The following is a 20,315-nucleotide window of genomic DNA, read 5'->3' as shown; positions in this document are numbered from 1 at the left end:
ATCACTCCGTGTCGTCCTCGCTGTCGGCGTTCGCCAACCGTTCGCGCTTCTCTGCCGCCGTCTCCTCGACGTCGCTCGCGGTCTCTTTGGCAGCCTCGACCTCTTCGGTGACGGATTCGGCGGTCTCTTTGGCGTCGCTGGTCTTGTCTTTTGCTTCCGTCGTCTTGTCTTTGACCTCGGTCGCCTTCTCGGCGGCGTCCTCGTCGCCGGTCGCTGTCGCGGTCTGTTCGACCTCGTCAGCAGTCTGTTCGACGTCCTCGGCCGCCTCGTCGACGGTCGTTGCGGCGTCCTCGACCGAACCAGCAGTCGTCTCCAGTTCCTCTGCGGTCTGTTCTAGTTGCTCTGCGGCCTGTTCGAGTTCGGCCGCTTTGGTGGCGACGTCCTCGTTGGTCCGTTCGAGGACGTTCGCCATGACGAGAAACTGGAGGAGACCGACGACGACGAACGCCGAGATAGCGATGCTCGCGGCGGTCGCGAGCATCAACGTCGTACCGTCCGAAAGCGGCACGAGACCGAACGCGGCCAGCCCCCACGAGAGCGACAGACCGACGGCGACGACCAGTACGGCCTGTGTGAACACCCGATACTGGTCCTCGTACTGTCCGAACATGATGGCTTCGAGACGACGCGCTATCGGAGAGAGGACCGGAATCGAAGCGGACATAGTTATCTATTCACACGCCATCGTATAAAGGTAATCCGACGACCGACACGCTTTCGCCCGCCGACGCCCGAGCCTCGGCCATGTTTCCCGAGTTCGAGGTCGTTCCGGCCGTCGACATGCAGGACGGGCAGGTCGTACAACTGGTGGGCGGCGAGCGTGGCACCGAGAAGACGTACGGCGACCCCGTCGAGGCGGCCGAGCGCTGGGTCGAGGCCGGCGCCCGAACGCTCCACCTCGTGGACCTAGACGGCGCGTTCGAGGGCGAACGCGAGAACGCCGACGCCATCGACGCGGTCCTCTCGACCGTCGGCGACGACGTCGACGTGCAACTGGGTGGGGGCATCCGCACGGCCGAAGACGCCGTCTCGTTGCTGGACCGCGGCGTCGATCGGGTCATCCTCGGCACCGCCGCCGTCGAGAACCCGGACATCGTCGCCGAAATCAGCGAGTCCCATCCCGAAAGCGTCCTCGTCAGCCTCGACGCGAAAGACGGCGAAGTCGTCGTCTCGGGGTGGACGGAGGGGACCGGACTGGACCCCGCCGAGGCCGCACAGCGGTACGAAGAACTGGGTGCCGGCGGCGTCCTCTTCACCGACGTCGACGTCGAGGGCCAACTGGAAGGCGTGCGCACGGACCCCGTCCGCCGCATCGTCGAGGCCGTCGAGATACCCGTCGTCGCGAGCGGCGGCGTCGCCACCGTCGAGGACGTACTGGCCCTCGAATCGGCCGGGGCGGCCGCCGTCGTCGTCGGCAGCGCGCTCTATGAGGGCGCGTTCACCCTCGAAGCAGCGATGGACGCCGTCGCCGAGCGAGCCTAACGCTGCGCTTCTCCGAGGGCCGCTCCCGTCGGTCGCATCCGCACAGCCCACACCACCCCCGCCTGCTCGCGGTTCCTGCCAGTCACCGCTGCGCTTCTCCGAGGGCCGCTCCCGTCGGTCACGGCCCTCGCTAGCCCTCATACAGCGTCACCGACCGGGCGCCGTACCCCTCGTAGAACGGCCCGATACCGCCGTCGGTGTTGCCCGCGGCGATGCGACCGTCCGAGGTCTCGAAGACGATGCTGTTCTCCATCGGGAAGTCGTTCGTCGGGTCGCCGACGAGGTTCTGGCGCACCGCGACGACCGGGACCCGCTCGTAGCGGCGTTCGGTCCCGGCCTCGACGTCTTCGAGCGTGACGTCGGCCAGCAACTCCCGGCCTGCCGCCCGGTGGAGCGCAGCGTTGGTCGCTGCCGTCCGGAGGTGACCGTAGGTGGCCGGAAGCGGGTCGGGGTCGGTGACGTAGTGGTCCTCGCCCATCGGCCAGAAGTTGGCGACGGCGTTGCCGAAGAAGCCGCTCCAGACCTCTCGCTGGGCGAACGCAAGCGCGTACTCCTCGCCGTGTCGACCCGAGAGGATGCCGTGCGCCCCGAACAGCCCCGTCGTGTCGTCGACGAGGACGTGGACCGGCGGCGCGGCGTCCCACGTCCTGACGACGTCGGTACACGCGCTCCAGTCCACGTCTAGCGTCTCAGCCGAGAGAGGCGCGACGGCGAGCAGATAGACGAAGACGCCACGGTCCCGGGCATCGGCGAGGGCGTCGTCGAGGTGGGCAACCTCCGGGGCTGGGAGCACGAGGAACGCCTCCCGGTCGGCGGCGGCGAGGTACTGCGTGGCCCGCTTTCGGACCGTCGACCGGGAGTGGACGACTTCGAGCGCCGGGCCGTCGTCGGCCGGCGCAGTGTACAGCGTCTCGACGCTCTCGCGCACCTCGTCGAGGCGGGAGGCGAGCGACGCCAGCGCCTCTTCGGGCGGCCGGGCCCGAAGGACCGTCGGACTGGCCGTCTCGTCGATGGTGACCAGTCCGCGCTCGGTGAGCGATCCAGCGATTTCGTAGACGTAGCCCTGGGAGACGTCCGCGGCCGCCGACACCTCACCAGTCGTCGCCTCGCCGACCCGCAGCACCGCCAGATACGCCGCTATCTCCTTCTCCGAGAGTCCGAACGTCGCGAGATGCTCGCGCAGCGCCTCCGCAGACATGGTAGAGAGTTATTTTACTACATACAAAATATTTTTCCCATAGGGCGCTCAGACCAGAGTATGGGCGAGACGGCCACCGCCACAGCGGCCGAGACGGACCACGAGAGCGACACCGAGCGGACGAGCCGACGGTGGTGGACGGTCGTCGCGTTCGCGTACATGGCACTAGAGGGCGCTGGCCTGCAGATGCGCGGGGCGGTCATCCCGGCCCTCCAACAGCAGTTCGGCGCGCCGGAGTGGCAACTCGGACTGGTCGCACCGGCCGGCACCGTCGGCTTTCTCGTGGTGGTGATGCTCGTCGGCGCGGTCGGCGGCCGGTTCGACACCCGCCGCCTTCTCTTGCTCGCGGTCGTCGGCACCGGCGCCGGTATCCTCGTGATGGGCGTCGCTCCCTCGTTCCTGTTCTTTCTCGCGGCGCTGTTCGGTCGGGGGATGTTCACTGGCGTCGGCCGCGGGAGCGCCCGCCCACTCTTGAGCCACCTCTACCCCAGCCAGCGGGGGCGGCTGTTCGGCTACTACGACATGATGTGGGCCGTCGGCGCGACCATCGGCCCGCTGCTCGTAGCCGGGGCGCTCCTCGCGGGCGACTGGCGCTACGCCTACTTCGCGCTCGCCGTGGCGTTCGTTCCGCTCCTCCTGCTGGTCCACTCGCTGCCGGCGCCCGCGGTGGGCGGCGGCGACGACCCGATGAACCTGACCGCAGTCCGGCGTCTCGTCCGCCGGCCCGAAGTGCTGGCGATGGCCGCCGGCGTCTTCCTCGTCTCCGGGTTCGAGGGCGGTATCTTCACGTGGCTGACCACCTACGCACAGAGTCGTCTCTCCGACACGCTGGCGACGGCGTCGCTGTCGGTGCTGCTCGCCGCGTACGTCCCGGGTCGGTTCGTCTCCGGACGCCTCTCGGAGCGGTTCGGTTACCTCCGCCTGAGCGCCGGTCTCGTCGCGCTCTCGGTTCCGACGTTCTGGTATACGTTCTTCGTCGCCGATGGGTACGGACTCCTCGCGGGCGTCTTCACCTTCGGTCTGTTGCTCTCGGGCCTGTACCCGACGCTGGTCGCCTACGGCGTCGACGGCATGCCGGAACACAGCACCCCGGTCAACTCGACGGCCGCCGTCACGTCTTCGGCGGGATTCGCCGCCGTCCCCGCCATCATGGGCTTCGTCATCAGCGGCTCGGACGTCGTCCAGGCGATGCGCCTCCTGTTGCTTCCGCTGTGTGCGCTCCTCGCCCTCCTCCTCGTGGCGTGGTACACGACCGGGCGCGTACAGGAGTCCTGACGGCGACGAACCAGCCACCGTCTGTGTCTTCCGGTTAGAGGACTATCGGGCGGGACCGAACGGGGCCGGTCGCTGGGCGTTCGAAACGACGCAAGCACTGGACTGAGGCGCGAAGGACGCACACAGCGAGTTGCAGTAGTCCAGCGGCCGGGGGCTTTCTGGGTGTGCGCGACAGAAGTGCCGACCCCGAGCGGAGCACCAGCGACACCGAGCGGACGCAATTCCCATATAGACGGCCCGTTAGAGGCAACGTATGAGCGACCGCACCGCGGCCGTCACCCGCGAGACAGCCGAGACGGACATCGAGGTGACGCTCGATATCGACGGCGACGGCGACTCGACCGTCGACACCGGTATCGGCTTCTTCGACCACATGCTCGATTCCTTCTCGACGCACGGCCTCTTTGACCTGACCGTCGACTGCGACGGCGACCTCGACGTCGACGACCACCACACTGTCGAGGACGTGGCCATCACGCTGGGGCAGGCCTTCGAGGAAGCGCTGGGCGAGAAGCGCGGTATCACCCGCTTTGCCGACCGGAGAGTCCCGCTGGACGAGGCCGTCGCCAGCGTCGTCGTCGATGTCTCGGGCCGGCCGTACTACAGTTTCGACGGCGAGTTCTCCCAGAGCGAGGTCGGTGAGATGACCAGCCACATGGCGAAACACTTCGGGCGCTCGCTGGCGACCAACGCCGGTCTCACGCTGCACTGCGGCGTCGACGGCGAGAACGCCCACCACGAGATAGAGGCGCTGTTCAAGGGACTGGCGCGGGCGCTGGACGACGCCACCCGCATCGACGAGCGACGGAGCGACGTCGCGAGCACGAAGGGCGAACTGTAGCGCCGATGTTCGACGAGATAATGGCGAAGTTCGAGGACTCGCCGGGCCAGCAGGCGGTCATCCGCCTCCTGCTGGAGCGGGGGTTCTCGGTCAACGAGGAGGGCCGGGTCGTCTCGGGCGGCATCGAGATTCCGAACACCGGCATCGCCCGCGAGGCCGGTGTCGACCGCCGGGTCGTAAACGCGACGACGGACGCCATCCTCGACGACGAGGAGTTACGGCGCATCTTCCGCAACATCTCCTCCGTCCCGAGTCTGCTCGATTTGGCGCCGGTGCTTGACCTCACCGCCATCACCGTCTCCGTGCGGTCGGCCGAGGAGTCGGGTATCGTCTCGACGGTCACGGGCGCCATCGCCGACCGGGACATCTCCATCCGGCAGGTCTTGAGCGAGGACCCGGAGTTCACGGACGAACCGCGCCTGTACGTCATCACCGACGAGGCGTTGCCGGGGGACCTCATCAACGAGATTCGGGCGATGCCGTTCGTCCGGACCATCGAACTGGCCTGAGCGTTTTTCCGAGTGCGGGCCGATTGCGTCGTATGAGCTACCCCGCCACCGTCACCGTCGAGACGCCCGACGGCGAGGTCCGCGAGGTCAGCGCCGAGACCGGGACCGTCCTCCGGGACGCCCTCCTCGACGCCGGGATCAGCCCGCACGGTCGCTACGCCCGTCGTCTCAACTGCGGCGGTCGCGGCCTCTGTGCGACCTGTGGGGTCCGACTGGCCGAGGCCCCCGACCCCGACCACTGGCACGACGACCTCGCCGACCGCTTTGGCTACCCGCGACTGTCCTGTCAGCTACGAGTCCGGGACGGGATGCGGGTGCAGGTACTCGACAAGCGCGTGTGGGGCGGGCGCGAGACCGGCGGCGGGTCCGGCGAAGGATAAGGGCTATTCGCCCGCCGGGAGTACCGACCGGCGTGGCAGAGAGCTATCTGACCGTCGCGGAACGGGCGGAGGCCCGCTTCGAGGTGCAGGGCTCGGAGTTCATCGGTCACGTCGCCCCCGTCGAGACCGTCGACGAGGCGGAAGCGTTCGTCGAGGAAATCTACGAGACGTACGCCGACGCCACCCACAACGTGCCGGCCTACCGCGTTCGGGCCTCACCGTTCCGGGAGTATTCGAGCGACGACGGCGAACCGAGCGGCAGTGCGGGCAAACCGGCGCTGAACGTCCTCCAGCAACAGGAGTTAGAGAACGTCGTCGCCGTCGTCACTCGCTACTACGGCGGGACGAATCTAGGGGTCGGTGGGTTGGCCCGAGCGTACGGTCGGGCGGTCAAAGAGGGCGTCGACGCCGCGGGCGTCGTCGAGTCGGTCCCCCACGAGCGGTTCACCGTCACCGTCGAGTACGACGACTCCGGGAGCGTCCGGGGACTGCTCGAATCCGCCGACGTGGAGTTCGAGGCCGACTACGAGGCCGAGGTGCGCTTTGCCGTCCGCGTCCCGACGGCGGAGGGGGCGGCCCTCAGAGACCGCATCCGCAGTGCGACCAGCGGCCGAGCGAGTATCGACGCGAGCGACCCCGAATGACGGTTCGACAGCCGACGACACCAGCGAGCACCTGACCCGTCATGCGTGCGTCAGATACCGTTTCGTGTGGAAGTAAATTCAATAGCTGTCTGTCGTTTTCCAACTGAAGTGAAGGGGTTCGACAGCCGACGAAAACGTCGAGGGACCCGGGACGTCACGGCTGTTGTGGCATCCCGCTTATACGGATTTCGGGTCGCGCTCAGTCCGTACGGAACGCGCGGTCGCCGGCGTCGCCGAGTCCGGGGACGATGAAGCCGTCGTCGTCGAGTTCGTCGTCGATTGCGACGGTCAGGAGGTCCACGTCGGGGAACGCCTCGGCGACGCGGACGACGCCCGGCGGGGCCGACACCGCCGAGAGGACGATGAGTCGCTCCGGGTCGGGCCCGTTGCTCGTGATGTGGTCGAGGACCGTACACATCGTCGACCCGGTGGCCAGCATCGGGTCGGCGACGATGACGGTGTCGTCCTCGCTGATGTCGGGCATCTTCTCGTACTCGACGGAGATGGGGAACTCGCCGTCCTCGTTCATCCCCGCTGACTCGTCGCGACTCGCCGAGATGACTCCCTGCCGGGCGCGCGGGAACGCCTTGAGCAGGCCCTCGACGAACGGCGTCGCCGCCCGGAGGACGTTGACGATGACGACGTCGTCGAGTCCTTTCACGCGTTCGCCCATCGTCGTCGTCAACGGCGTCTGGATCTCCGTGTACTCGGTCTCCATCCGACCGTCGATTATCTCGTAGCCGCAGATGCGGCCCAGTCGGACCAGTCCTTTGCGGAACTCGACCTGTTCGGTCTCGACGTCGCGCAGTCGCGAGAGTTCGTCCTTCGCGAGGGCGTGCGTGACGAGCGAGGCGTCGCCGCGCTCTTCGATAGTCATACCCGGCCCGTCGGTGCGCGCCGATTAAACTGTGACGACATTCGAGTGGCCGCGTCGCGGCGGCCCGCCGTCAGTTCACGCCGGTTCCGCCCCGGCTGCCGACTCCGCGACGGCCTCCCCGCGCCGGCGGTTCTCCAGCATGAGCGCGACGAACAACACGAGACCGACCGCCCGGAGGCTGATGTCGACGACCAGCGACACCTCGCCGCCGCCTACGCCGACGCCGATCAGTCCCAACAGATCGTACAGCCCGGAGACCGCCAGTCCGGGCGCCATCAGGAGGAGGGAACTGACCGCGAAGGCCCCCCGCTGGCTGCGAGAAACCGGGGCCGAGACGTAGCCGATGACCGTCGCCGCCAGCGCGACGACGCCGATGAACACCCCGGCGACGGGGATGAACACCTCGAAGATGGCGAAGCCGGGGTCCAAAAAGTCCGTTAGCTGGACGACGCGGTACTGCTCGCCGAGGGGGAGTTCGTCGGCGTTGGCCTTCCGTCGCAGGAGGACGATGCCGGGTGCGAGGACGAACGCGAACGGGACGATAGCCTTGTTCAGCGACAGCGAGAACGCCTCGATGCCCGTCTGGAAGGCGTCGGATTTCGCCACCCCCGAGGCCGCGTAGGCGGCGACGGCCACCGGCGGCGTGATGTCCGCGATGACGCCGAAATAGAGGATGAACAGGTGCGCGGCCAGTTCCGGAACGCCAAACCCCACCAGCGCCGGCGCGAGCAGAGAGACGAGGATGATGTACGTCACGGTGGTCGGCATCCCCATCCCGAGGATGATGGAGGCGACGGCAGTGACCAGAAGCAGGAGGACCAGCGACCCGCCGGCGACGGCGCGGATGAGCGCCACCAGATTCGGCCCGAGACCGGAGACGCTGATGACGCCGGGGATGATGCCCGCCGCGGCGACAGCGATGACGACAGGCACCGCCGTCCGAGCGCCGCTCTCCATCGACTTCCCGAGGAAGACGGTGAGTCGGTAGAGCCCGTTACTCGCCAGTTCGGACCGGCCGATGGCGTCGGCCGTCGTCTGGGCGGCGTCGTCGACGGCGTCGTCGAACGAGAGGATGGGCGAGTCGAGAGCGGGGCGCGTCGCCAGCGTCAGGACGCCCGCGACGATCGCCATTCCGCCGAGGCCGCCGACGGTGGCCGCAAACGCCGCCTGTACCGACTGGCCGCCGGTACCGTCACCGAGCAGCGCACCGAGGAATCCGACGCCCGCGAGCAGTTGTGCGACGAAGTTGGCGACGAACAGGGCGCCGAAGATAGCGACGAGTCGACCCCGCGTCTCGTCGCTGTACGCCGCCACGAGGGCGACGAGCGCCCCGATGGCGATGAGCGTGAACCACGCCGACCGGGCGACCGAGAGCCGTTCGATAATGAGGTAGTACAGCAGGAGGCCGATGGGGACGAGGTAGAACCACCCGGTCTTGAGGTGCTGGCGGATGTCCACCAGTTCGGAGGGGTCCAGACCGCCGATGTTGCGCTTTGTCGCCTCGAAGTGGACCATCACCCAGACGCCGAAGAAGAAGACGATGGCCGGGATGGTGGCGGCGATGATGACGTCGCGGAACGGCGTCACCGTGTACTGGACGATGAGGAACGCGGCGGCGCCCATCACCGGCGGGAGAATCTGCCCGCCAGACGACGCCGAGGCCTCGACGCCGCCGGCGAACTCGGGGCGGTAGCCAGACCGCTTCATCAGCGGAATCGTGAACGCGCCCGTCGTGACGGTGTTGGCGATAGAGGACCCGGAGATGGTCCCCATGAACCCGCTGGCCAGAATCGAGGCCTTCGCGGGGCCGCCCCGCCGGGTCCCCGTCGCGCCGTACGCGAGGTCGATGAACCACTGGCCGGCCCCGGACATCTCCAGAAACGCCCCAAAGAGGATGAAAATGTAGATGAACTGCACCGAGACGGTCACCGGGATGCCGAACACGCCGTTTTCCGTGTTGTACCAGAGGTTCTGAATGATGGAGTCCCACGCCAGCGGCGGGATAGAGAGGACGCCCACGTACGCCGCGTCCTGCGGGATGAGAAAGCCAAAGCGGGCGTAGACGACGAACGCCGCGACGATGACCATCAGGTAGAGGCTGATGGCCCGCCGGGTGGCTTCGAGCACCAGCAAGACGCCGACGACGCCCAGCACGAACGCGTAGGAGGTGTCCGCGAGCGGTCCGAGCAGTCCCGCAATCGGTTCGAGGAACGTGAACACTCCCTGAATGGGTCGGCCGGACTCCAGTCCGAGCGCGCGCATCCGCTGTATCTCCTGAAAGTCGGTGATGAAGTACGCCGCCGCCAGCACCGAGATGCCCATCAGCACCACGTCGAGCGGCGTCACGCGGTCGAAGTCGGGGTCGACGAACACCCACGCGAGCGCTCCGCCGGCCCAGTGTACGCCGCGGACCACGGGGTGGTCGGCCCCGAGCCGGTCGTCCAGCCACGCCGTCAGCGTCACGCACCGGCGCGTTACCGGCCCATCTCCGGTCGACGTGGGGTACAGCAGGAAAGTGAGCACGAGTCCGAACGCGACGTGGACGGCGTTTATCTGGAGGAGTTGGAGCGCCGCGAACTGAACCGTGCCGAGACCCGGCAGGTCGACGGAGAGGACGAACCCCTTCGCTGCCAGCCACATCTGAAACACCGAGAAGGTGATGCCGACGACGGCGACGACCACCGCCGCAGCGCCCTGCAACGACCGCTTGCGCTCTATCTCCTGAAGGACTTCGTCGACCTCCTCGTCGGTGACGGCGACGTCCTCGGGCGAGTCCACTATGTCGTCTCCGGGTGGTGTCGTGGTCATGTATCGAGTGAATCCGTAGCGGCCGCGAGCGCCGACCGCCGGGTGAGGTGGAGGGTCACGGAACGCTCGTCGCTCAGTGCGACCAGATCGTAGGTCCGGTCGCCGACGTGGAGGCGGTGACCTGCAACGGCACCGGGTGCGACGGTGAATCGCGTGTAGGCCCCCGGTGGGTCGTAGACGAGCGTCCCGTTCTCCCGGGTGACGTTCGCGCCGCTGGGCAGCCCCCAGCCGTACGATTCGAACTCCATCCGGGTCATGACGAGTCGGTCGCCTCTGACGGTGTAGCCGTCGTAGACGCGGGTCTTCTCGACGCTGTGGGTGTACGAAAGCGCCACCGTCGTCCCGTTCTCGACGGGGACCGTCAGGTACGGCTCCCCGTTCTCGGCGTCCTCGACGACGAGGACCCGCTGGGTCGGTACCGCCGCGGCCGTCCCGAGTGCGAGCAACGCGACGAACGCGAGTGCGACGGCGACGCGCCGAGTCATGTCGTGGGCGTCCGGCGAGCGTGGGTAGCGGGCGATGCTGGCACCACGGGTCGGGTCAGGCGTCGAAGTACGCCGCCGCCCCGGGGTGGAGTTCGATGGACATGCCGTCCTGGGCCGACTCCTTGCTGATGAAGTCCGTCTTGATGGTGAGTTGGTCGACGTTGTCGAAGATGGCCGCCGTCACGGTCTCCACCGTCGATTCGGACAGTTCCCTGCGGGTGGCAATCATCGCCTGCACGGCGACAGTCTGGACGTCGTTCCCGACGCCCGTGTACGTGCCACCGGGAATGGTGTCGTCGGCGAACCACGACGCCGCCTCCTTTACGGCCTGTCGGTTCTGGCCCCGGATGGGGACGATGACGAGGTTGTTCGTGTTCGCTAAGTCCTCGATTGCGCCGACGGGCCACCCGCCGACGACGAACGCCGCATCGATGTCGCCGTTCCGTAACTGGTCGGCCGCCTGCGAGAAGGAGGCGTTCTGCTCGGTGAAGTTCGAGATACCCACGGCCTCCAGAATCTGGAGGGCGTTGACCTGCGTGCCCGACCCGAGGTCACCGGTGTTGATCGTCTTCCCGGAGAGATCCGACAGTTGCGTGATGCCGGTGTTGGCCAGCGTGACGATGGTGATGGTCTCGGGGTACAGCGTCGCGACCCCCATCAGGTTCTGGACGGCATTGTCCTTGAACGCGTCAATGCCGGTCCCGTTCTTCGCGAAGGAGGCGATGTCGTTCTGGATGAGCGCGAAGTCGGCGTCCCCGCTGGCGAGGTTGCCGACGTTCTCGACGCTTGCGCCCGTCGACTGGACGTTCAGCGTGAACTCGGTGTTGTCCTCGACGATGGTCTTGAACTCGTTCGAGAGCGGGAAGTACGTCCCACCGGTCCCGCCGGCGTGCCAGGAAAGGCGCGTCTCGGTCTGTCCATCGCCATCGCCGCCGTCCCCGGTGGTCTCGGTCTCGCCATCACCGCCGTCGCCCATGGCGGTGGTCTCGGTTTCGGCCCCGCCATCGCCGCCGTCGCCACCGTCGCCACCGTCGCCGCCACAGCCTGCGAGGGCGACGACACCTGTCAGTCCGGCCGCTCGAACGAAGCGCCGTCGGGTGGATTTCCGCGTAGGGTCTTCTGACATACGTCCATTGAAAATCCCCTGCTACGCACTAAGATATACACAGGTTACAGCGCCCCTTCCGGACGAAAAAGCAGGTCTCCGCGGGCGCGATGGGACGGCCGAAAACCGAGCGACGGAATTAGTAGCGTACTCGGATTAGGCCGGGCTTTCGACGCCCAGTTCCTCGAGTAGCGTCCGAGCGGCCGCCGCCGAGGAGGGCGGGCCACGGGCGGTGATCAGGTCGCCGTCGACGGTGACGCTCGTGTCGGCGTCGAGTTCGGCGTCCCACTCGGCGCCGACAGCTTTGACCTCGTCCTCGACCCAGTAGGGGAGTTTGCGACCGTCGGGCATCAGGTCGTCCTCGTCGACGATGCCCTCCTCCCACGCGTTCGGGAACCCGGTGACCGACCGGCCCGCCGCGAGGAACCCACCGTCGCTGTCGCGGGTGAACGCGAGGATACCGACGGCGTGGCAGACGACCAGCGCTTTCCCACTGTCGCTCTCGACGGCGTCGCGCAGGAGTCGGCGCGCGTCGCTGTCCTGATTGACGTCCCACGCGGTCCCGTGGCCGCCGGGGAAGACGACGGCGTCGTAATCGGCGGCATCAGTCCGGGCGATGGGCGTCGGGTCGTTGAGTCGCTCGTCGGTTTCGTGGACCTCCATGACGTGCTCTGCGGTCTCCTCGCCGACCTCCTCGGGATCGACCGAGCGCTCGTCGACGACCGGTTTCTCGCCCGACGGCGTGGCAACGGTGACGTCGACGCCGGCATCTGTCAGCGTCGTCAGCGGTTCGATACACTCCTCGCCCCAGTAGCCGTGCTCGCTGACTACGAATAGTGCAGATGGCATCACGACATAGTACACGGTCAATCCAGATAAGTGGCCGCCGCCCACCGGGGCGGAAACGCTTAACCGGCCGGAGCGACAAGTCGTTTCAAGCACGGTACCAGACCGTCCGCACCACGAACTCGTTCTACAATGGCAGATATCGAAGAGAGCGTCTCCGGATTCAAGACACAGGGTGGTTGGGTCGACGTAGTCGAACACGGCGAGCGAATCACACAAGCACTGAAAGACCTCGTCGACGACGAGACCACAGAGGTAGACGACGGCGCCCTCTCGGAGTTCGACGAGTGGCGCCCGAAGAGCCACGAGCGACTCGACGAGGACGTCAACGAGAAGACCGCAGAGCAGGCGAGCGTCGACGAAGGGAAGGGAGAGCAGGCGGGCAAGAACCCCGACGAGGACCTCCAGACGGCCGGTGAGAAGTTGAGCGAGTCCTACGAGAACCTCGACGAACCCGACGAGGCCATCGACAAGTGGGGCGAGTCCGTCGACTACGTCGCGCGTGCGGCCGACTCCGCCGGCCGGAAAGCGCTCCGGAAGGTCGAGGACGCCGTCTACCGCAACGTGATGACACAGATAGCGCCGTACTACTTCGACAACGAACTCGTCAGCGCGAATCTCCGGCGCATCGGCGACGAGGACCGCCCCGAGTACGTCTTCGAAGTCAACGTCAACGACGACGACCTGAAGATGCGCGTCTCGAACCGACTGGCCGACTACGACCAATCGGTCGACCGCTGGCACGTCGACACCGAGAAGGTGACCGAGGCCGTCGAGGCCGCCGAGGGCGTCGAGGCGACGGAACCGGGTGAAGAGACCGATGCGAAGACGAACTGAGGCGACGTTCGTGTCGCCGACCGCGTCTTCCAGCATCGCTGACGCGAAGACGAACTGAGGCGACGTTCGTGTCGCCGGCTCGACGGTGGGTGTGAGACGGCCAGCGGTTGTTTCAGCGCCTGAAACAGCACCACCCCCTTTATTTTATACGCAGTCGTATTGAAACAGAACGTCTCCGATGTCGTACGCTAGCCCTCACAGCGGACCAAACAGCAGTCGTGCAGTGTCCCCCGTCGTCGGCGTCATCCTCATGGCGGGCATCGTCGTCGTCCTCGCGGCGGTGGTCGCGTCGCTCGCGGTCGGGTTCGAGGGCGAACTCCAAGAACCCGCCCCCAGCGGCGGGTTCGACCGCGAGTACGCGCCCTCGGGCGAGGGGAACACGGACAACCGGCCGTACGTCGTCATCACGCACGAGGTCGGCCGGACCGTCGACGCCGACAACGTGCTGATCAAGGACGATGCAGGCAACAGCATCTACTGGGACGACGTGTGGACCGGCGGGCCGAAGGTCCACGCCGGGGAGTACGTCCACATCGACGGGTTCGCGAGCGACGCCGTCCTCGAACCCATCTGTGAGGGTCGGACGTACTGGGTCATTCTGCAGAACGAGGACGGCGACTCGCTGGTCGTGAACAAGTGGACGGCGTCGACGCCACCGCGGATTCCCACCTCCTCGCCGCTCGACAGTAACGACAACCACGTTCCGGACCACTGTCCGAACGACTAACGTCGGCGTGCGAGAAGCGCCGCAACCACCAGTGCGAGGAGCGTGACCACTGGACCGAAACCGACACCGCTCGCACCGGTCTGCCGGTCCCCGGTTGTCACAGCCCCCGTCGAGGAGTCGGTGGTCCGTACCGCCGCAGTCGGCGTGTTTGGCGTCCGTGTCACCGCTGTCGGCGACTCGGTCACCGTGGCCGTCGACGTCGACCGCCCGTCGACCGCGCTCTCTGGCCCCGCGAACGACACGTTCGGGACCGGCGTCGAGACGCTCTCGACCGTCGCCGTCCACGCTTGTACCGGGTGTCCGCTCAGGCGGTACGCCGGGTCGGTTACCGGACCGTCGAATCGTCCGTCGTCGTCGCCGTCGCGATGGGCGACGACGAGGACGTGATCGTCGACAGTACGCGGCAACTCGAAGTCGTCCATCTCGGTCTCGGTAGCCGTCCCGACGGGGTGGAACGCGTCCCGCGTTTCGTCGTACTCGTAGGCGACGAGGAACCCGCCTTTCGGGAGTGATACGTCGTCGAGGTAGACGGTGGTCGTGGTCTCGCCTCGGTAGCCGGGGTGGGCGTCCCACCATATCGACGGCGGGTCCCCCGCCCCGCTCCGGTACTGGCGGTGGAACACGGTCAGGTCGTACAGGCCGGGCGACGAGAGGGACCGCGTGTCGAGCGTCGTCTGGAACGTGCCGTTCGCGTGGACAGTCGCAGTCGCCCGCCGCGAGACGGTCGGGTCCTGTCGTGAGACGAGCGAGATCCCGAACTGCGACCCCGGCATGATTGCCGTCCGTCCGGAAATCGTGGTCCAGTTACCGGCCTGCACGTCGACTGTCTCGGCACGGACGCCGTCGACACTGAGCGACGCGTCCGCCACCTCGAACGACTGTTCGGCCTCGACGTCCCGGTTCGCTATCACCGACGTCTCCTCGATTTCGAGGTCGAGAGTCTGCTCGGCGGCGAGCACCCCTTCGAGGCGAGCGGTGTCGAGGAGGAGATAGAGGGTCCCGTTGCCGGCGTCGACGAGGGCCCGAACAGACCCCCGTTCGGTCGCACTCTCACGGAGCAAGATGCCGCCACAGGGACCGAATATCTCTAGCTCGATGCCGTCCGCGCGGAGCGAGAGTACTCGGTCGGTCGTCGTACCGTTGGCGGCGGCTACCGCGCCGACAATGCTCGGCGCGTCGATGCGGAGCACGGCCGTCTCGCCCTCGGTGACCGTCGGAATCGAATGCGACTCGGTCCCCGACCGGAGGAGGCCAGACCGGTTGGCCGCACGAACGTCGGCGACCGTGGCCGACTCGAACACCTGCGGCGCCGCGCGTTGGACGGTGATACCGCCGATCTCCGGCGTCGTCACCCGGAGCGACCGCTCGGCGACCGCGGTCCCCGTCTGCGTCGCACGGACGGCGTAGTCACCGGGCTGGAGCGGCGCACGTGACCAGTTTGTGACCGTCACCGTATCATTACCACGGACACGATAGGTGCCGGCGTCCGTGCCTGCGTGCGCGGCGAGGTACGTGTTCACGACGAGGACGACCTGCCCGTCGCCGTCGTCCCGAATCGCCAGTGCTGTCGAGTCGGTCCGGTCCGCCCCGACCGAAACCGAGACGTTCGCGCCGGCCGGCACCGACAGCGGGACCGCGGCGACGTCACCGAGGGGGACGCGACGGTCGTCGGTCTCGTTTACGACCGGGACCGACGCGGGCGGTGTGGCGCCACGGCGAGCGGTCGGCGTCCCCATCGCAGATGGCTGTACACACCGCGTGCCGTAGCGTGACGTGTCGACCGACGGTGCCGACCGCTCGTCGCTCTGTGCGTATGCTGGTCCCGCGAAGAGCGTCGTCACGAGCAGGACCGACACGCCGAGTGCGAGCAGTCGCTCGGCTGTGAGAGAGGAGCGCGTGGAGGGCATCGATGGGTGTTCGACCGGGTGTCAATTAACCGTTCTCACCGACACGGCACCCCATAGTATGGCGGCACCGCCCTGCTCGGGAACTATCCTCTGGGGCCGGCAGCGTCGTCGCGGACCACTGCTACCGTCCCGCGACGGGAGTCGTTCGAACGGTCGCATCGTCGAGACGGGAGGGTGCGTACGCACGGAAAGCGATGCAACCGGTCGTTCCATGTGGGGCGTTGCCATACCCCTTCGCTTCGGGTGGAGATACGCGACGGCGCGAGCGGTAGCCTCATTGGGGGCAAAGGCAAACGCGGGTATAGATGGTAGCGACGAATGTGCTGGTGACCCTTGTGGTCGCGTCGATGGCGAGTCTGTTCATGGCGTGGGCTATCGGTGCCGGGTCCTCTGGATCGACGCCGTTCGCGCCCGCTGTCGGGGCGAACGCGATTTCGGTGATGCGGGCCGGCTTCTTCGTCGGGATTCTCGGACTGGCCGGCGCGGTGTTACAGGGTGCAAACGTCACCGAGACGGTCGGGGGCGGCCTCGTCCTCTTCCCGGACGGCGGCGGTCTCTCGGCTATCGCCGCCATCGTCGCGTTGCTCACCGCCGCCGTCCTCGTGGCAATCGGCATCTTCACCGGCTACCCCATCGCGACGGCGTTTACCGTCACGGGCGCCGTCGTCGGCGTAGGGCTGGCGATGGGCGGCCAGCCGGCCACGGCGAAGTACGTCGAAATCGTCGCGCTGTGGGTCGCCACCCCGTTCGTCGGCGGCGGCATCGCCTTCGCCACGGCGTGGCTGCTTCGCCACGAGGCCGCGCCCGAGCGACTGCTCGTGCCCGTGCTGGGCGGTCTCGTGGCCGCGTTACTGGCAAACGTTCGGTTCGTGTTGCTGGCGCCCGGCGCCCAGCAGGCGTCGGTCGCTGGCGCCGCCGCCGAGACACTGGGGACGCCGCCGCTCCCGACCGTCGTGGGCCTGACGCTGGTCGCGGCTGCCCTCGGCGGCGGCCTGCTCTACCGGGACGTGCGTGCCGACTCCGCAGCCGGGCAACGGCACTTCCTGTTGGTGCTGGGCGGCCTCGTGGCGTTCTCGGCAGGCGGGAGTCAGGTCGGTCTGGCGCTCGGCCCCTTGCTCCCGCTGCTGGGTGAGGGGCCGACGGCGGCCATCCCGATTACGGGGGTGCTCCTGTTCGGCGGCGTCGGCCTGCTAATCGGCTCCTGGACCGGCGCGCCGCGGATGATAAAGGCGCTCTCACAGGACTACTCCTCGCTCGGGCCGCGTCGCTCCATCGCGGCGCTCATCCCGAGTTTCGTCATCGCGCAGGCCGCCGTCTTCTTCGGCATCCCCGTCTCGTTCAACGAGATAATCGTCTCGGCCATCGTCGGGTCGGGTGCGGCCGCCGGCGGCGGCGAGGTGAGTCGCGAGAAGATGGCCAAGACGGTGCTCGCGTGGGCCGGGTCGCTCGTGCTGGCGTTCGGTGTGAGCTACGGCGTGTTCGTCGGCGTCACCGCGCTGTTCTGAGTTACTCCGGCTGGGCTTCCTCGGTGTTGCCGTCGGCGTCTGTGTCGGCTTCCTCCTCGTCGAGGCGGACGACGCGGGCCTTCATGATGCGCGTGTTCTCGACCTGTTCGACGCGAATCTCGACGCCGTCGTAGGTGATGGTCTCGCCCTCCTCGACGAGGCGGCCGGCGCGATTGAAGATGAAGCCGGCGATGGTCTCGAACTCCTCGCCCTCCGGGAGGTCCAGTTCCAGCGCCTCGTTGACCTCCTCGATGTTGACCTCGCCTTTGACCGTCACCGTGTCGTCGTCGACGTACTCGATGGGCTCTTCTTCCTCGCCTTCGAGGATCTCGCCGACGATCTCCTCTGTGAGGTCCTCCATCGTCACCAGCCCCTCCGTGGTCCCGAACTCGTCGATGACGATGACCATGTGCATCCGTTCGGCCCGCATCTCGGTCAGCAGGTCGTCGACGTTCTTCGACTCGGGGACGTGCAGCGTCGGTTCGATGATGTCCTCGAGGACGATGTCCTCGGGGATGGCCTCGCTGTAGTTGAGGTCACGAACGAGGTCGCGGATGTGGACGACGCCGATGACGTTGTCCAGACTCCCCTCGTAGACCGGCAGGCGTGCGTGGCCGCTCTGGATACAGGTCTCTAGCGCCTCGCGCACCGAGTTGTCTTTCGCGACGGCGGTCATGTCGAGTCGTGGCGTCATGACCTCCTTGGCGATAGTGTCGTTGAACCGGAGGGTGCGCTGGAGCATCTCTCGTTCCTCCTCGTCGAGGACGCCTTCGCGTTCGCCCGTCTCGATGATGTCCTGAATCTCCTCGCGGGTGACGTAGGAGGTCTCGATGGCCGAGCGGCCGCCGGTGATCTTGTTGACGACGCGAGTCAGGTAGTCGAACAGCAGGATGAGCGGGAGCAGCGCCTTCTCGGCAACTTTCAGCGGGCGAGCGATGGTCAGCGCCCACGATTCCGTGTTCTCGACGGCGTAGCTCTTCGGGGCGCTCTCGCCGAACAGGAGGACGATGGCGGTGATACCGAAGGTGGCGACCGCGACGGCCTGCCCCTGCGTGAGATACATCGCGAGCAGCCCCGTGGCGATGGAAGACATCGCGATGTTGACCATGTTGTTGCCGACGAGGATGGTCACCAACAGTCGGTGCGGGTCGGACTTGAGGTGTTTGAGCGTCTTCGATCCGGGAACGCCTTCCTCGACGAGCGCCTCCGTCCGGTGGGCGGGCAGCGAGAACATGGCGATCTCCGAGGACGAAAAGAACGCCGAGAGCAAGATGAGAAAGAAGATCGAAACGACGCCACCGACCAACACGGCACTCTGCGGAATTCCGATGCCGGCGACCTCGTAGGTCTGGAGCATCGTATCGGACAGCGCGAACGTCACAGGTGGGTCCAGGGCCATCGACGGTCGAAATTGTCAGTCCCGGGGATTAAGGCTTGTCATGGCCCACTCGCCGAAGCCCTTACCCGACTCTCCGGCATAGCAGCGCCATATGAGCGAGCCCACCATCACGCTCTACCGGTTGCAGGCGTGCCCGTTCTGTGAACGCGTCGTACGGAAACTCCACGAACACGGGCTGGAGTATCGCTCGCGGTTCATCGAGCCGATGCACTCCGAACGGGACGTGGTCAAGCGCCTCTCGGGGAAACGGACGGTCCCCGCCATCGTCGACGAGAACACGGGCGTCACGATGAGCGAGAGCGCCAACATCGTCGAGTATCTGGAGCGGACGTACGGGGAGCGGCCGCAAAGCGAGCGCGAGGAGGGGGGTGCCTAGATGGACCTCGACTTCGACGTCATCGAACTGGGCGAAGCCGACCACCCCGCGGAAGGCGAGAAAGCGCCGGAGTTCACCCGGCCGCTGGTCAACGACGAGTTCTGGGAGGACGTCGCCCTCTCGGAGCTGTGCGCCGAAAGCGAGGGGTCCGTCGTCCTCGTGTTCCACGCGATGGACGGCGCGTTCCCGGCGACGTACGTCTGGAACGAGATTCGCGACCGCGGGTGGCACGAGCAGGCCACCGTCGTCGGCCTCTCCATCTCGACGCCCTACGCCCACAAGGACCTGCTCGAAGAGCGCGACATCGAGGGCGACCATCGGCTCTATTCGGACCCGGCCAACGGCGTCGCCGAGCAGTACGGTATCGCCATGGACTTAGACGGGATGACGGGCCTCGCCGAACCGCGCCCGGCCGTGTTCGTCCTCGACTCGGATCGGACAATCGAGTACGCGTGGGTCGGCGAGGAGTGGCCCTCCTTCCCCGACTACGACGCGGTCGAAGCCCAGTTGTAACATGTCCGAGGAACCAGACGAGGGCGACTTCGAGGCCGCAGCGGCGGCTATCCGCGACGGCGACCTCGTGGTGTACCCGACGGAGACGGTGTACGGGCTAGCCGCCGACGCGAGCGACTCCGGTGCCGTCGAGCGAGTGTTCGAGGCGAAGGGGCGGGCGCGGGACAAGCCCGTCTCTATGGCGGTGCCCGACGTGGACACCGCACTCGAGTACACCCGCCCGACCGAGCGCGAGGAACGGTTCATGCGCGAGTTCCTCCCCGGCCCCGTCACCGTCGTAGTCGCGCGCCGCGAGGCGGTGCCGGACGTGCTGACCGCTGGCGAGTCGCGGGTCGGGGTGCGCGTGCCGGACCACCCGGTCGCGCTGGCGTTGCTGGAGCGAGTGGCGCCGCTGACGGCGACCAGCGCGAACGTCTCTGGCAACCCCAGCGCCCGCACCGTCGAGGAGTTAGACGCGATTCGGGACGAGGCCGCCGTCGTCCTCGACGCAGGCGAGACGCCCGGCGGTACCGGGTCGACCGTCGTGGACGTGTCGGCCGGGACCATTCACCGTCGGGGCGCCCGTGCCGACGCCGTCGAGACGTGGCTGGCCGAGCACTGA

Annotated in this window: 21 protein-coding genes; 12 read left to right on the top strand and 9 right to left on the bottom strand. The window is 67.2% G+C overall.

Annotation, left to right across the window (positions count from 1 at the left end):
* Position 1: 1 nt before the first annotated feature.
* The gene (locus G9465_RS03420) at positions 2-664 is read right to left on the bottom strand and encodes a hypothetical protein (RefSeq protein WP_166967539.1); all 663 of its coding nucleotides are present in this window, start codon (positions 662-664) and stop codon (positions 2-4) included.
* Positions 665-744: 80 nt separating this feature from the next.
* Between G9465_RS03420 and hisA the strand changes: the two genes are divergently transcribed.
* The gene (hisA, locus tag G9465_RS03415) at positions 745-1,482 is read left to right on the top strand and encodes a 1-(5-phosphoribosyl)-5-[(5-phosphoribosylamino)methylideneamino]imidazole-4-carboxamide isomerase (protein WP_166967538.1); all 738 of its coding nucleotides are present in this window, start codon (positions 745-747) and stop codon (positions 1,480-1,482) included.
* Positions 1,483-1,612: 130 nt separating this feature from the next.
* On the opposite strand, the gene G9465_RS03410 is transcribed toward hisA, so the two are convergent.
* Entirely contained in the window at positions 1,613-2,680 is a 1,068-nt protein-coding gene (locus G9465_RS03410) for a TrmB family transcriptional regulator sugar-binding domain-containing protein (RefSeq protein ID WP_166967537.1), read from the bottom strand.
* A 60-nt stretch (positions 2,681-2,740) separates the two neighbouring features.
* On the opposite strand from G9465_RS03410, the gene G9465_RS03405 reads away from it, so the two are divergent.
* The 5 genes from G9465_RS03405 (at position 2,741) to G9465_RS03385 (ending at position 6,329) form a co-directional block, all read left to right on the top strand.
* Positions 2,741-3,955, top strand: coding sequence for an MFS transporter (locus tag G9465_RS03405; RefSeq protein WP_227015699.1), 1,215 nt, complete (start codon positions 2,741-2,743; stop codon positions 3,953-3,955).
* Between the two features lie 253 nt (positions 3,956-4,208).
* Entirely contained in the window at positions 4,209-4,796 is a 588-nt protein-coding gene (gene hisB, locus G9465_RS03400; RefSeq protein WP_166967536.1) for an imidazoleglycerol-phosphate dehydratase HisB, read from the top strand.
* Between the two features lie 5 nt (positions 4,797-4,801).
* Positions 4,802-5,305: an amino acid-binding protein gene (locus G9465_RS03395; RefSeq protein WP_166967535.1), complete on the top strand. Its 504-nt coding sequence runs from the start codon at positions 4,802-4,804 to the stop codon at positions 5,303-5,305.
* Between the two features lie 32 nt (positions 5,306-5,337).
* Positions 5,338-5,685 carry a 2Fe-2S iron-sulfur cluster-binding protein gene (locus tag G9465_RS03390; protein ID WP_166967533.1) on the top strand — a complete coding sequence of 116 codons (348 nt, stop codon included), beginning with the start codon at positions 5,338-5,340 and terminating at the stop codon, positions 5,683-5,685.
* Between the two features lie 32 nt (positions 5,686-5,717).
* Entirely contained in the window at positions 5,718-6,329 is a 612-nt protein-coding gene (locus G9465_RS03385; RefSeq protein ID WP_166967531.1) for a YigZ family protein, read from the top strand.
* A 199-nt stretch (positions 6,330-6,528) separates the two neighbouring features.
* Here the strand turns inward: G9465_RS03385 and upp are convergent, their stop codons facing one another.
* From upp to G9465_RS03360, 5 genes are all read right to left on the bottom strand, one after another.
* Entirely contained in the window at positions 6,529-7,206 is a 678-nt protein-coding gene (gene upp / locus G9465_RS03380) for a uracil phosphoribosyltransferase (RefSeq protein ID WP_166967530.1), read from the bottom strand.
* 75 nt (positions 7,207-7,281) lie between these two features.
* The gene (locus G9465_RS03375; RefSeq protein ID WP_166967529.1) at positions 7,282-10,014 is read right to left on the bottom strand and encodes a TRAP transporter fused permease subunit; all 2,733 of its coding nucleotides are present in this window, start codon (positions 10,012-10,014) and stop codon (positions 7,282-7,284) included.
* Positions 10,011-10,499 (bottom strand): DUF1850 domain-containing protein, encoded by a 489-nt coding sequence (locus tag G9465_RS03370; protein ID WP_166967527.1) that lies wholly within the window; start codon positions 10,497-10,499, stop codon positions 10,011-10,013. The genes G9465_RS03375 and G9465_RS03370 overlap by 4 nt, the downstream gene beginning before the upstream one ends.
* Before the next feature lie 55 nt (positions 10,500-10,554).
* Complete coding sequence (locus G9465_RS03365; protein WP_166967526.1) at positions 10,555-11,625, bottom strand: TAXI family TRAP transporter solute-binding subunit; 1,071 nt, start codon at positions 11,623-11,625, stop codon at positions 10,555-10,557.
* A gap of 135 nt (positions 11,626-11,760) precedes the next feature.
* A complete protein-coding gene (locus G9465_RS03360) occupies positions 11,761-12,453 on the bottom strand; it encodes a type 1 glutamine amidotransferase domain-containing protein (protein ID WP_166967525.1) in 693 nt (230 codons plus the stop codon).
* A 129-nt stretch (positions 12,454-12,582) separates the two neighbouring features.
* On the opposite strand from G9465_RS03360, the gene G9465_RS03355 reads away from it, so the two are divergent.
* Both G9465_RS03355 and G9465_RS03350 read left to right on the top strand, forming a co-directional pair.
* Complete coding sequence (locus tag G9465_RS03355; protein WP_166967523.1) at positions 12,583-13,287, top strand: DUF5828 family protein; 705 nt, start codon at positions 12,583-12,585, stop codon at positions 13,285-13,287.
* 223 nt (positions 13,288-13,510) lie between these two features.
* Positions 13,511-14,014 carry a type IV pilin gene (locus G9465_RS03350; RefSeq protein WP_255491958.1) on the top strand — a complete coding sequence of 168 codons (504 nt, stop codon included), beginning with the start codon at positions 13,511-13,513 and terminating at the stop codon, positions 14,012-14,014.
* On the opposite strand, the gene G9465_RS25520 is transcribed toward G9465_RS03350, so the two are convergent.
* On the bottom strand, positions 14,011-15,921 hold the full coding sequence (locus G9465_RS25520; protein ID WP_227015697.1) for a PGF-CTERM sorting domain-containing protein: 1,911 nt from the start codon (positions 15,919-15,921) through the stop codon (positions 14,011-14,013). The genes G9465_RS03350 and G9465_RS25520 overlap by 4 nt on opposite strands.
* A gap of 305 nt (positions 15,922-16,226) precedes the next feature.
* On the opposite strand from G9465_RS25520, the gene G9465_RS03340 reads away from it, so the two are divergent.
* The gene (locus G9465_RS03340; RefSeq protein ID WP_166967520.1) at positions 16,227-17,426 is read left to right on the top strand and encodes an inorganic phosphate transporter; all 1,200 of its coding nucleotides are present in this window, start codon (positions 16,227-16,229) and stop codon (positions 17,424-17,426) included.
* A 1-nt stretch (position 17,427) separates the two neighbouring features.
* Here the strand turns inward: G9465_RS03340 and G9465_RS03335 are convergent, their stop codons facing one another.
* A complete protein-coding gene (locus G9465_RS03335) occupies positions 17,428-18,825 on the bottom strand; it encodes a hemolysin family protein (RefSeq protein WP_166967519.1) in 1,398 nt (465 codons plus the stop codon).
* Positions 18,826-18,916: 91 nt separating this feature from the next.
* Between G9465_RS03335 and G9465_RS03330 the strand changes: the two genes are divergently transcribed.
* The 3 genes from G9465_RS03330 to G9465_RS03320 are packed head-to-tail and all read left to right on the top strand — an operon-like array spanning position 18,917 to position 20,315.
* A complete protein-coding gene (locus tag G9465_RS03330) occupies positions 18,917-19,201 on the top strand; it encodes a glutathione S-transferase N-terminal domain-containing protein (protein ID WP_166967518.1) in 285 nt (94 codons plus the stop codon).
* Positions 19,202-19,714: a redoxin domain-containing protein gene (locus tag G9465_RS03325; protein ID WP_166967516.1), complete on the top strand. Its 513-nt coding sequence runs from the start codon at positions 19,202-19,204 to the stop codon at positions 19,712-19,714. It abuts the gene before it with no gap.
* Between the two features lies 1 nt (position 19,715).
* Complete coding sequence (locus G9465_RS03320; RefSeq protein ID WP_166967514.1) at positions 19,716-20,315, top strand: L-threonylcarbamoyladenylate synthase; 600 nt, start codon at positions 19,716-19,718, stop codon at positions 20,313-20,315.

This window comes from Haloarcula sp. JP-L23 (assembly GCF_011602445.1).
Lineage (GTDB): Archaea > Halobacteriota > Halobacteria > Halobacteriales > Haloarculaceae > Haloarcula > Haloarcula pellucida.
Note: the sequence above shows the minus strand (reverse complement) of the source record. Positions and strands in the feature narration are given on the sequence as shown.